Below are 12,240 nucleotides of genomic sequence, written 5' to 3' on the forward strand. Positions count from 1 at the left end.
ACTTCTCATGAAACGCATTGTCCTTTCCGCCCTCGCTATCTCGATGCTGGCCGCCACGTCGCTCACCGGCCAGGCCGCACCGCTGAATGCACCGGTCGCTCCGCAGTCGAACACCAGCCAGGTCGACTGGCAGAAGCCCGGCCACCACAGCGATGTGAAGAAGCGCGTCTTCAAGAAGAAGGTCGTCGTGAAGCGCAACAACTGGCGCAATGGCCAGAAATATTCCAGCTGGAAGCGTCACCAGCCGATCCGCGACTATGGCCGCTACGGCCTGCATCGTCCCGGCCGCGGCCAGGAGTGGATCCGCGTCGGCAACGACTATGTGCTGGTTGGCATCCTCTCCGGCGTCATCTTCGGCGCGCTTGCCGCGCAGTAACCGGTACCTTGCCGGACATTGAAAGGGAGGCGGCCCGCAACGGCCGCCTTTCTTTTTGCCCTGTGGAAACCGGGTATGGTCTGCATTAGGGGTCGTCGGACTTCGCGGGCATGATTATATGGTGGGGAAACGAGTTCCCCGATGCGCTTTCCACCCGCTTTCCTCGACGAGATCCGCGACCGCGTGCCGATTTCATCGGTTGTCGGCCTGCGCGTCGCATGGGACCGGAAGAAGACCAACGCGCCGCGCGGCGACTATTGGGCTTGTTGCCCGTTCCATGGCGAGAAGAGCCCGTCCTTCCACTGCGAGGACAAGAAGGGCCGCTACCATTGTTTCGGCTGCTCGGTTTCGGGCGATCATTTCAAGTTCCTCACCGAACTCGACGGGATGAGCTTTCCCGAAGCGGTCGAGAAGATCGCCGAGATGGCCGGCGTGCCGATGCCGGTTCGCGACGCGCAGGAGGAGCGGCGCGAAAAGGAACGCGCCAGCCTGACCGACGTCATGGAGATGGCGACCAGCTTCTTCCAGGAACGGCTGCAGGGACCGGAAGGCGCCAAAGCCCGCGCCTATCTCAGGGATCGTGGGCTGACGCCGGCGACGCAGCAATCGTTCCGGTTGGGCTTCGCCCCCGACAGCCGCAATGCGCTCAAGGAGCATCTCGCCGCCAAGGGCGTTCCCAAGGCCGATATCGAGGCCTGCGGGCTGGTGCGCCACGGCGACGACATCCCGGTCTCCTATGACTGGTTCCGCGACCGCATCATGTTCCCGATCCCGGATTCCAGAGGCAAGATCATCGCCTTTGGCGGCCGCGCGCTGGCGCCCGATGCGCTGGCCAAATACATGAATTCGCCCGACACCGAGCTCTTCCACAAGGGCAACGTGCTCTACAATTTCGCCCGCGCCCGCAAGGCGCTCGCCAAGGGCGGCACGGTGATCGCCGTCGAAGGTTATATGGACGTGATCGCGCTGGCGCAGGCCGGCTTCGAGAATGTCGTGGCGCCACTCGGCACCGCGCTCACCGAGAACCAGCTCGAGCTGCTTTGGCGCATGGCGCCGGAGCCCATGTTGTGTTTCGACGGCGACAAGGCCGGGCTGAAGGCGGCCTGGCGGGCCGCCGACATGGCGCTGCCGTCGGTGCAGGCCGGGCGTTCGGCGCGCTTCGCGCTGCTGCCGGAAGGCAAGGATCCCGACGATCTGGTCAAGGCCGAAGGACCGGACGCGTTCCGCATCGTGCTGGCCGAAGCGCGGCCGCTGGTCGATCTGTTGTGGATGCGTGAGACGGCGGGCGGTGTCTTCGACACGCCGGAGCGGCGGGCCGAACTCGAGAAGACGCTGCGCGAACTGACCAGCCGCATCCGCGACGAAAGCCTACGCTACCATTATCAACAGGAGATGCGCGAGCGCGTGTTGAGCTTCTTTGGCTCGCAGCGCGGTGCACGCCAAGGGCGTCAAGATGGCGGCCGGCCAGGCGAGCGCGGCCAGGGCAAGGCAGCCGCACCCGGCGGACAATTCGCCAAACCTGGTGGCGGCCGCATGGCGATCACCGAAAGCCTCGGCCAATCCGCGCTGGTCAAGCGCGGCGGCGAGGGGATGTCGGTGCGCGAGGCGACGATCATCGTCGCGTTGATCAACCATCCGGCACTGATCGACGAGAATTTCGCTCATATCGAGTTTCTGGATCTCGCCAACTCCGATCTGAGGCGGCTGCATGCGGCGATCCTCGACGCGATGGCGCATGACATGGCCAATGACCGTCACGCCGTTATCGCGACGGTCGAACGCGCCGGCTGCGCCGATATCTGGGAGCGGGCCGTCGGCCTGATCCGGCGCATGCGGCAATGGCCGGCGCTGGAGACAGCTGCCCTTGAAGATGCCCGCGATGCTTTCAGCCAGGCGCTGCACTTGCAGCGCAGCGCGCGCACCTTACATAAGGAACTGAAACAGGCGGAAGCGGCGCTCGCCACCGATCCCACAGACGAAAACTACCGGCACCTGATCGAAATTCAGGCGCAATTTCAGGACGTACAGGCAACGGAAGCGCTGATCGAAGGATTCGGCGTGTCCTCGGGCAGGGCCGGGCGGGCTTAGTTTGAAGCAAATGAGACGCGAAGGCGTTGTTGCGCGTCCAAATGGCGCGTAACGGGCTAAGTCGGGTAATTGATTCGCTTTTTTCATGCGAATCATGCGAGAGGCGCTTGACCTTCTGGCAGATTGGCGGAATCAGGACGATTCGAAACGTTAACCCGAACCCGCGTCGACGGGAAATAAGCGATGTAGGGTACTGGTCACTGGACAGGCAGCCTGCCTGCCACAGATATCAGGGTTAATCTGGACTTAATGCATGTCGCCGAAAAGGGGAAACCCGATTTTGGGGCAACGACATACACCAAACGAGTTGATGCAGTTACTGGCCCGGCGAGGCGCGTTTCATAAGCGAGCGCATCCGATTTGACTGGTCCGACAGCTTACGCGGCTTTGAAGTTCGGCCGCTAGGAGAAGATAAAGACTATGGCGACTAAGGAAAAGGAAGAGGTCGAAACCGAACGCGAAGGCGCCACCGATGGCCCTCTGCTCGACCTTTCCGATGATGCTGTCAAGAAGATGATCAAGGCCGCCAAGAAGCGCGGCTATGTCACCATGGACGAGCTGAATTCGGTGCTGCCCTCCGAGGAAGTGACCTCCGAGCAGATCGAGGACACGATGGCGATGCTGTCCGACATGGGCATCAACGTGGTCGAGGACGACGAGCAGGGCGAAGAGCCCGAGGCCGCCGACACCGCGGCCGATGCCGAGGAAGACGCCAACGAGTTGGCCGAGCAGACCGGCACCGCGGTCGCCGCCACCACCACCAAGAAAGAGCCGACCGATCGCACCGACGATCCGGTGCGCATGTATCTGCGCGAGATGGGCTCGGTCGAGCTTTTGTCGCGCGAGGGCGAAATCGCCATCGCCAAGCGCATCGAAGCCGGTCGCGAGACGATGATCGCCGGCCTGTGCGAAAGCCCGCTGACCTTCCAGGCCATCATCATCTGGCGCGACGAGCTCAACGAATCGAAAATCCTGCTGCGCGAGATCATCGATCTCGAAGCCACCTATGCCGGCCCCGAGGCCAAGCAGGCGCCGGTGGTCGAGCGCATCGAGGAAGCCAAGGTCGAGGACAAGCCGCGCCGTTCGCGCGACGAGGAAGAAGACGTCACCAATGTCGGCGCCGATACGCGCGGGCTGGTCGATGACGACGAGGAAGACGAGGACGAAGCGAGCCTGTCGCTGGCGGCGATGGAAGCCGAACTGCGCCCGCAGGTGATGGAGACGCTCGACGTCATCGCCGACACCTACAAGAAGCTGCGCAAGCTGCAGGACCAGCAGGTCGAGAACCGTCTGGCCGCGGCCGGCACTCTGTCGCCCAGCCAGGATCGCCGGCTGAAGGAGCTGAAGGACCAGCTGATCAAGGCGGTGAAGTCGCTGTCGCTCAACACGGCGCGCATCGAGGCGCTGGTCGAGCAGCTTTACGACATCAACAAGCGCCTGGTGCAGAACGAAGGCAAGTTGCTCCGGCTCGCCGAAAGCTACGGCGTGCGCCGCGAGGAGTTCCTGAAGGAATATCAGGGTTCCGAACTCGACCCCAACTGGACACGCGCGATCGGCAATCTGACCTCGCGCGGCTGGAAGGAATTCACCAAGAACGAGAAGGACGCGATCAAGGAGCTGCGCGCCGAGATCCAGAACCTCGCCACCGAAACGGCGATCTCGATCCTGGAATTCCGCAAGATCGTCAACCAGGTGCAGAAGGGCGAGCGCGAAGCGGCGATCGCCAAGAAGGAAATGGTCGAGGCCAATCTTCGCCTCGTCATCTCCATCGCCAAGAAATACACCAATCGCGGCCTGCAGTTCCTCGACCTGATTCAGGAAGGCAATATCGGCCTGATGAAGGCGGTCGACAAATTCGAATACCGCCGCGGCTACAAGTTCTCGACCTACGCGACATGGTGGATCCGGCAGGCGATCACGCGTTCGATCGCCGACCAGGCGCGCACCATCCGCATTCCGGTGCATATGATCGAGACGATCAACAAGATCGTGCGCACCTCGCGCCAGATGCTGCACGAGATCGGCCGCGAGCCGACGCCGGAAGAACTGGCCGAAAAGCTCGCCATGCCGCTCGAAAAAGTGCGCAAGGTGCTGAAGATTGCCAAGGAGCCGATCTCGCTCGAAACGCCGGTCGGCGACGAGGAGGATTCGCATCTGGGCGATTTCATCGAGGACAAGATGGCGATCCTGCCGATCGACGCGGCGATCCAGGCCAATCTGCGCGAGACCACCACGCGCGTGCTGGCTTCGCTGACGCCGCGCGAGGAGCGCGTGCTCAGAATGCGTTTCGGCATCGGCATGAACACCGATCATACGCTGGAAGAAGTCGGCCAGCAGTTCTCGGTCACCCGCGAGCGTATCCGCCAGATCGAAGCCAAGGCGCTGCGCAAGCTCAAGCACCCGAGCCGGAGCCGCAAGCTGCGCAGCTTCCTGGATAGCTGACACTTACCGATTGCAAAGAGATCAAGGGCGCCCATCGAGGCGCCCTTTTCGTTTCAAGTGGCTCATAGAATTGCTCTACAAAGGCACGTTCAGCCTCGCGCCCTTGACGATTATTCCGCCCCGATCGCCGATCTCGATCGAGCCATAGCGCTGCCCGAAGCACGCAGGCAGTGCACGGTCGCCCGGGATCGACAGCCAAAGGCGCAGCATGTGGCGGCGCTTGTCCGGGTCCGGCCAATCGCGAAAGCCCATGCGGTCGTGCAGCAGCGAATGATTGTAGACGAACTGCATGTCGCCCGGCCGAAGCCGCATCGACAGGTTCAGCAGGGGATCATTGGCAAGGCTGTCGAAAAGATCCAGCGCTTCGACATGCGCTGAACTCAGCCGCATGGCATCGGGGAAGCGTTGCGCGCTGTCGATGTACTGGCGCTGATAGATGCCGGTCAGCAATCCCGCATGCCAGTTGAGGACCGGGATTTCGAAATAGGGCTTTTCGCCTTCCGGGATCTCGCCGCGCCGGTCGGTGGCAATCGGATCGAACAGCAGGCGGACCAGATCGGGCCGTCTTTTGCGCATCTCGTTGTAGATCGTCACCGTGCTGACCAGCAGGGACTCGCCGCCTTGCATGGCATCCCTCAGGCAGAGCAGGCCGACCACATCGGCGGAGTCGGTGTGAAACGTCTGGCGCTCCGACGTCTGGTAGATGCGTGTCGTCGCGTCCCTGGCGTTGGCGCCTGTGTCGCGGACATGGCCGAGTATATGGCCCTGGGCATTCTGGGACCGTGCGCTTCCCAGATGCGCGCCGACCCCGCAGAAGATCGTTGCCGCCATTTGCGCGGAGTATTTTTCGACCGGGAGACCACGAAGCACCTCGAAGCCAATGCCTGCGATCAGTTTTTCGCCAAGCGCGGCAAGATGACCGGCGAGCCTGGGCAAGGGGAAATCAGCCTTGGTCAAATTGCCGATGTCCTGCGGGCCTGCGAGAAAGCCGGTTGCCGCCAGTTCCAACTCCGCGACGTCCTGTGGGTCCAGTTCCACCAGCCAATTCTGCGGATGCTTCGCCATCTCCTCGCCGGTCCATGCGGCAGGGCTTTCGATCGTTCCCGGCGGCAGCTCGATGGTCTCGCGCATGAAGCTCTCCCGCGCTGGATCGGTCTCGGCCATGGGCCACGACGGAGATTGCCGCAATCGGGCGGGTTTTTAAACCGGCTTTCCTGGGCCTGCGTGCGCTTGGTCAAGCTCGCCTTCACCCGGCAATCGGGCGCCGGTGCGATAGTCCTTGCGGGACGTTCGCCGCGGGAGGATACTTTCGCGTCGGATGCATTTTCTGGGCGACAACCCGGATGCCCGCCCCGGCGAAGCCGCCGTGCTCCGTGGCCCCGGAGGGAGGTGTGCCATGACAAGCTACATCGTGCTGATGAACTGGACGGAGCAGGGTGCCAGAAACGTGCGCGAGTCACCGAAGCGGCTCGACGCCGCCAGGAAGCAGCTCGGAGACATGGGCGGATCGTTCAAGGCGTTCTACCTGACCATGGGCGAGTACGACATGGTGGCCGTGGTCGAAGCGCCAGACGACGCGGTGCTGGCGCGTTTCTCGCTGATGCTGGCGGCAGCCGGCAATGTCAGGACGCGGACGCTGAAGGCCTTTCCCGAATTCGCCTACCGCGAGATCATCACCTCGCTCGGATAGAGCCGTGACGAAACAGCGCGTAAAGCGCATCGCCATTCCTGGGGAGCTTGCGCTAGGATATAGCCATGTCCGAACCGCATTCGCATTCTCATCTGTGGCCTGGCGTGCCGCTGGCGCTTGGCTCGGCTGCCTTGTTCGGGGCGACGCCGCCGCTCAGCAAGCTGCTGCTCAATGGCGTCAATCCCTTCATGCTGGCCGGGCTGCTCTATCTCGGTGCTGGTCTCGGCCTCGCTCTGTACCGCCTGCTCCGGGGCGGGCAGGCCGCGGCCGGGGAGGCGCAGCTGACCGCTGGGGATATTCCCTGGCTGGCGCTGGCAATCGGCATGGGCGGCGTTATCGCGCCGGTGCTGCTGATGTTCGGCCTGACCCTCAACACGGCGTCCAGTTCGGCGCTGCTGCTCAATCTCGAAGGGCTGGCGACGATGGCAATCGCCTGGCTCGTCTATCGCGAGAATGTCGACCGGCGTCTGCTTCTGGGCGCCTTCGCCATTCTGGCGGGCGCCGTTCTCTTGTCTTGGCAAGGTGAGGGCATCGCCTTCAATCGTGGCGCCCTGCTGGAGGCGGGAGCTTGTGTGGCCTGGGGGATCGACAACAATTTCACGCGCAGGATCTCGGCCACCGACCCGGTGGTGATCGCCATGCTCAAGGGGCTGGTGGCGGGTGTCGTCAATGTCGGGCTGGCGCTTGCTGGCGGGGCTTCGTTCCCCCGGCGTCGGTCGTGGCAGTCGTCGCGGCCGTCGGCTTCTTCGGCATCGGGGTCAGCCTGGTGATGTTCATCGTGGCGTTGCGTCATCTCGGCACCGCACGGACAGGCGCCTATTACTCGCTCGCCCCCTTTATCGGCGCGTTGCTGGCAATCGCCATATTGGGTGACGCCGTCACGCTCAAGCTGGCGATCGCCGGGCTGCTGATGGGCGTCGGCCTGTGGCTGCATCTGTCGGAACGCCATGAGCATGAGCACGACCACGAGGAACTGGAACACGAGCACAGCCATGTGCATGACGAGCACCACCAGCACCAGCATGACGGGCCGGTGAGCGAACCGCATTCGCACTGGCACCGGCATGCGCCGATGCGCCACCGGCATCCGCATTATCCCGACCTGCACCACAGGCATGGCCACGGATAGATGCTGACTGTCTGGTACAACACGCGCTGCCCGGTTTGCGATGCCGGCATTGTCAGGCAGAAGCGGCGGTTGATCGAAGCGGTCAAGGCTGGGCGGATCGAGTTCCGCGACATCAATTTTGAACCGGCAGCGCTTGCCGGACATGGCGCGTCGCTTGAGGATATCCGCCGGCGGCTGCACGCCACCGACGCGGCGGGCGGGCTGCTGGTCGGCGCCGACGTTGCCATCGCCGTGTGGAAGGTCACGCCCGGCGAGGGCTGGCTGGCGACTTTGTTCGGCAATCCGGTTGTCTTGCCGCTGACACGCCTTGCCTATGATCGTTTCGCCGACCTGCTCTATGCCTGGAACCGGCGCAAGGGTCGCTGGTAGCGGTTCGTGATTGATGACCAGAAATGCAAAGGCCCGGAGGACATCTCCGGACCTTTTTCGCGCGAGCTATCGGCGGGCCGGTTCGCACAGCGCGCCGACGATGCGGCGTACCACCGGCAGCACCAGCAGCAGCGTCGGAAACGCCACCAGCCAGGACAGGCCCCAGGCGGTTAGCCAGATGGACGGCAGGTCGGGGTGGAAGCCAAGGCTTTTCAGCGTCGAGATGAACGAGACGATGAAGGTCATCAACAGCGACAGCACCAGCGGGCTGAGAACAGCGGCATAGCGCGCAGGCAGCTTCCTGCGCCGATGTCTTGCAGTCATTTTGAGAGTTCCCTGAAGTGTCCGGTCCGTCGCATTGGCATCCATTCGCCGGTGACCGGCAAAATTGCCCGGAAAGACCGGGGTTGGATGCGTTGCTTGACGTCAGACGCTTACGGAGCAGCCGAGGCGCTCACGGGCCTTCTAGCGGCACGTTCCGGTGAAAGCAAGCCTCTGGCGTCGTATCGAGATACATCGTAAGATATATCTTGACTCCAACGATTGGCTTGCCTAATTAAGATATATCGTAAGATACAACTCAAGGAGCAATCAATGCACAAACATTTTGGGAACAATCATTTCGGCGAGCGCATGTTCATGCACATGGCTGGCAAATTCGGCGGACGCGGCGGCGGGTTCGGCCCGTTCGGGCACGGTGGTCGTGGCGGCGGTCGCGGCGGCCCTGGCGACATGTTCCGCGCCGGGCGCATGCTGGCCGACGGCGACCTCAAGCTGATCACGCTGTCGCTGCTGGCCGAGGCGCCGCGCCACGGCTACGACATCATCAAGGCGCTGGAAGAGCGCACCAGCGGCATCTACAGCCCGAGCCCGGGCGTGGTCTATCCGACACTGACCTTCCTCGAAGAGGCCGGCTATGCCGCCTCCGCCGCGGACGGCAACAAGAAGGTGTTCTCGATCACCGAGGCGGGGCAAGCGCATCTCGCCGACAATCGCGAGATGATCGACGGCGTGCTTGAACATCTCGAGCGCTTCGGCCGCAAGATGGCCAAGGCGCGCGACTGGTTCGGCTGGAACGACGAGCGCGAAGAGGGCGGGCGCCGCGGCGGTCGTGGTGAGCGTTCGGAGGCGCGCGACGAATTCCGTGCCGTGCGCCACCGGCTGCGCGCTGCTCTCGGCGACATCGTCGATGCCCCGGCCGACAAGCAGGCCGAGGCTATCGCCATTCTCGAAGCCGCCGCCGAAGCGCTGGAAGCGCTGTCGCATAAGTAGGCTCTTCCCGCACCGCAGGGCGCAGCCCTTGCCCGCCAGGCCAAGGACCGATAGTGAAATTCATCCCGCGCCACGCTACATGGTGCGGGATGAATGCTGTTGGAGGAAGCCCGATGTCTTTTCTGAAGCGTCTTTTCGGCGGTGGCGGAGCCGAGGCGGGTGAGCCGAAGAGCGCGGCACCAGCCAAGCAGGTCGAGCACAAGGGTTTCCTGATCAGCGCCACGCCCTACAAGGCGGATGGCCAGTACCAGACCTGCGGCATCGTCTCCAAGGAGATCGACGGCGTGGTGAAGGAACACAAATTCATCCGCGCCGACCGCTTCGCCGGGCTCGACGATGCCGTCGACATCTCGATCAAGAAGGGCATGCAACTGGTCGACGAGCAGGGCGAGCGGATCTTCGGGTAGTGAGGAGGAAATGCCGTGCATGAACTTGCGATCCTGTTCTCCATCTTGGGGGTCTTCCTTCTCGGTGCAATCAGCCCAGGCCCGAGCTTTGTTGTGGTTTCGCGGATCGCTATCTCGGGGTCGCGCGCAGACGGCGTGATGGCGGCGATAGGGATGGGCATAGGCGGCTTCCTTTTCGCTTGCATCGCGGTCGCGGGTCTGACGGCAATCCTATTGCAAGTTGAATGGCTTAATCTTGCGCTGAGGCTGGCTGGCGGAGCCTATCTTGTTTGGCTCGGAATCAATATCTGGCGCGCCGCGCCCGAACCGATAGAGGTTGCCGAGACGGCGACTGGACGACCAAGCACGCTTTGGAAGTCCCTATTGCGTGGTCTCTTTGTGCAACTGTCCAATCCAAAGACAGCGATCTTCTACGCTTCGATGTTCGCCGCGCTCTTGCCCTCGCCGGCACCATCCTGGATGTTGTTTGCTCTGCCGCCGATGCTCTTCCTCAACGAATTCGTTTGGTACGCCATCGTGGCACTTGGTTTCTCATCGCGCCGACCGAAGGCTGCCTATTTGCGATCCAAAGTCTGGATCGACCGCGCCGCGGGAATGGTGGTTGGAGCGTTGGGCGTCAAGTTGATGACCGACAGCGTACGATCTCTTGTTTGACGCATAACTCCCGCCTCTTGGCTTGAAATCGGGATCCCGCTGATCTTGGCCGTTGCGCTTTTCGTCGGCAAGAATCCGGCTTTGGGCCATTCGCGGTCATCAACTGCCATTCGGATTCCGACCTATCCAAGACGTGAGAACGCCAGAAGCTCGTGCTCCAAAGCGGACATTCGCTGTCAGCGCGTCCTGCACCTTTTCGAGTTGTCACGATGAAAAGTCCCCGCAAACAGCGGAATAATTGCTATCGTTCCAGACCTGTCCGACACAATTTTTTTGAATTCCGTCGGCAAGGGATGGCGTCCATGAAGAAGAGTCTCGACCATTGAGCGTAGCATTCGCCAAAGAGGAAAGTGCTGAGGCGGCATCGGAAACCATTCTGCCGGCGCGTCCTGTCTCCGATCGGATCAACCTCGTCACGGAGGCGGGCCTCAAGATGCTGCAGGATGAATTGGCTCGCGCTCAGCAGGCTCTCGAGGCCGCCAACGTGCTGGAAGATGTCAATGAGAGGCGACGGCAGTCAGCGGTTCCGGTTCGGGATACGCGCTATTATGCCGAGCGCGTCCGTACGGCTCAGCTCATGTCGGTGCCCGCGTCCAATGAAGTGATCGCCTTCGGGCACACCGTTACCTTCAAGCGTGACGATGGCCGCACGCAGACCTTCCGCATCGTCGGTGAGGATGAGGCCAACCCGTCTCAAACTTCCATATCGCATGGTTCGCCGGTTGCCATCGCGCTGACTGGCAAAACCGTTGGCGACTTTGTCCAGCTGGGGCAGCGCGAGCTTGAGATCCTGTCCATTTCCTAATTGGACATCGGGTATGGCGCACGACCGGGGCCTGGAACCAACAACGGGCGAGACTGTTCAGTTGTAGCGTTGATACCACGCTGACGAGCCCAGCCGTTGGGCAAGTGGCCAGCTTGAGGAGTTCTCATCATGATTTCGTCCAGAATTCGTTCACTCGCGGTTGCCGCCATCGCCGCCGGGGCCGTCAGTGTCGCCAGCGCCGCGCATGCCGACAGCGGTACGATCCGCTTCGCCGTCTACAAGGCGGCATTCTTCATCGGTGGCTCCGGAGGCGAGGGCACGCTGACCTTCCACGGCCGCAGCTACCCCGTCTCTATCGGCGCCGTTTCGGGCGGCCTCGCCTTCGGGGTTTCGAAGACCTATTTCCGCGGAACCGTGCGCCATATCAGGCGCGCCCGAGATGTGACGGGGGTCTACGGGGCGGCGGGCGGTGGTGGCGCTCTCGGCAAAGGAGCCCAGGTGATCGTCATGACCAATGACAAGGGCGCCCAACTCGAACTCACAGGCAAGCAGGTTGGCCTGCAAGTCAACGCCGATCTCAGCGGTATGGCCATCACGGTGAAGTAAAAGGCTCGTCAGTCCTTGAATGGGCGGGCTGTCGGCCTGAAAGGCCCCCGGAGTAATTCACCGTTTCACGGAAACGGCGAACCGCTCTAACTCCTTGTTTTGGAGCAATTCCCAAGGGAAAGCGCTATGCGCTTTTCCCAGGAAAACCGTTTCACACTTTCCCTGGAATTGCTCCAGGGCGACGGCGGCTTTCAGCAAGGCGCCGGCGAATCCGGAATGGCCGAGATGGGGCTCATGCTGCCGTTCGCGTCCAGACCTGCGGCGTCGTTTCCAAGGAGGTCGACGGCGTGGTGAAGGAACACAATATTCGTCCCCGCTGACAGCTTCGCCGGCCGTCGACATCTCGATCAAGAAGGGCATCCAACTGTTCGACGAGCAAGGCAGGCGGATCTTCGGGTAGGGGAGCCGAGGCAGCGAACGTGCCGCGCCGATTCGGTCTCG

Annotated in this window: 13 protein-coding genes and 1 pseudogene; 11 read left to right on the top strand and 3 right to left on the bottom strand. The window is 62.5% G+C overall.

Annotation, left to right across the window (positions count from 1 at the left end; all coding sequences use genetic code 11):
- The first annotated feature begins 7 nt into the window (after positions 1–7).
- From HB777_03790 to rpoD, 3 genes are all read left to right on the top strand, one after another.
- Positions 8–376 (top strand): hypothetical protein, encoded by a 369-nt coding sequence (locus HB777_03790; GenBank protein ID QND63128.1) that lies wholly within the window; start codon positions 8–10, stop codon positions 374–376.
- Between the two features lie 141 nt (positions 377–517).
- Positions 518–2,464: a DNA primase gene (locus HB777_03795; protein ID QND63129.1), complete on the top strand. Its 1,947-nt coding sequence runs from the start codon at positions 518–520 to the stop codon at positions 2,462–2,464.
- Between the two features lie 420 nt (positions 2,465–2,884).
- The gene (rpoD, locus tag HB777_03800; GenBank protein ID QND63130.1) at positions 2,885–4,906 is read left to right on the top strand and encodes an RNA polymerase sigma factor RpoD; all 2,022 of its coding nucleotides are present in this window, start codon (positions 2,885–2,887) and stop codon (positions 4,904–4,906) included.
- Positions 4,907–4,981: 75 nt separating this feature from the next.
- On the opposite strand, the gene HB777_03805 is transcribed toward rpoD, so the two are convergent.
- The gene (locus tag HB777_03805) at positions 4,982–6,037 is read right to left on the bottom strand and encodes a TauD/TfdA family dioxygenase (protein ID QND63131.1); all 1,056 of its coding nucleotides are present in this window, start codon (positions 6,035–6,037) and stop codon (positions 4,982–4,984) included.
- A 265-nt stretch (positions 6,038–6,302) separates the two neighbouring features.
- Here HB777_03805 and HB777_03810 point away from each other — a divergent pair, with 265 nt between their 5' ends.
- The 3 genes and pseudogenes from HB777_03810 to HB777_03820 all read left to right on the top strand — a co-directional run bounded on the left by HB777_03810 (position 6,303) and on the right by HB777_03820 (position 8,094).
- Positions 6,303–6,596 carry a GYD domain-containing protein gene (locus HB777_03810; protein QND63132.1) on the top strand — a complete coding sequence of 98 codons (294 nt, stop codon included), beginning with the start codon at positions 6,303–6,305 and terminating at the stop codon, positions 6,594–6,596.
- Between the two features lie 65 nt (positions 6,597–6,661).
- Positions 6,662–7,725 (top strand): annotated as a pseudogene (locus HB777_03815) (DMT family transporter).
- Positions 7,726–8,094 (top strand): DUF393 domain-containing protein, encoded by a 369-nt coding sequence (locus HB777_03820; GenBank protein ID QND63133.1) that lies wholly within the window; start codon positions 7,726–7,728, stop codon positions 8,092–8,094.
- A 66-nt stretch (positions 8,095–8,160) separates the two neighbouring features.
- On the opposite strand, the gene HB777_03825 is transcribed toward HB777_03820, so the two are convergent.
- On the bottom strand, positions 8,161–8,418 hold the full coding sequence (locus HB777_03825; protein ID QND63134.1) for a DUF2798 domain-containing protein: 258 nt from the start codon (positions 8,416–8,418) through the stop codon (positions 8,161–8,163).
- Positions 8,419–8,688: 270 nt separating this feature from the next.
- Between HB777_03825 and HB777_03830 the strand changes: the two genes are divergently transcribed.
- The 5 genes from HB777_03830 (at position 8,689) to HB777_03850 (ending at position 11,799) form a co-directional block, all read left to right on the top strand.
- Positions 8,689–9,366, top strand: coding sequence for a PadR family transcriptional regulator (locus HB777_03830; protein QND63135.1), 678 nt, complete (start codon positions 8,689–8,691; stop codon positions 9,364–9,366).
- A 113-nt stretch (positions 9,367–9,479) separates the two neighbouring features.
- On the top strand, positions 9,480–9,773 hold the full coding sequence (locus HB777_03835) for a hypothetical protein (protein QND63136.1): 294 nt from the start codon (positions 9,480–9,482) through the stop codon (positions 9,771–9,773).
- 15 nt (positions 9,774–9,788) lie between these two features.
- Positions 9,789–10,427 carry a LysE family translocator gene (locus tag HB777_03840; protein ID QND63137.1) on the top strand — a complete coding sequence of 213 codons (639 nt, stop codon included), beginning with the start codon at positions 9,789–9,791 and terminating at the stop codon, positions 10,425–10,427.
- A 322-nt stretch (positions 10,428–10,749) separates the two neighbouring features.
- A complete protein-coding gene (gene greA, locus HB777_03845) occupies positions 10,750–11,232 on the top strand; it encodes a transcription elongation factor GreA (GenBank protein QND63138.1) in 483 nt (160 codons plus the stop codon).
- A gap of 126 nt (positions 11,233–11,358) precedes the next feature.
- A complete protein-coding gene (locus HB777_03850; protein QND68642.1) occupies positions 11,359–11,799 on the top strand; it encodes a hypothetical protein in 441 nt (146 codons plus the stop codon).
- A gap of 57 nt (positions 11,800–11,856) precedes the next feature.
- On the opposite strand, the gene HB777_03855 is transcribed toward HB777_03850, so the two are convergent.
- Positions 11,857–12,150 (bottom strand): hypothetical protein, encoded by a 294-nt coding sequence (locus tag HB777_03855; protein ID QND63139.1) that lies wholly within the window; start codon positions 12,148–12,150, stop codon positions 11,857–11,859.
- Positions 12,151–12,240: the final 90 nt, after the last annotated feature.

The sequence above is a fragment of the Mesorhizobium loti genome, assembly GCA_014189435.1.
Classification (GTDB): domain Bacteria; phylum Pseudomonadota; class Alphaproteobacteria; order Rhizobiales; family Rhizobiaceae; genus Mesorhizobium; species Mesorhizobium loti_G.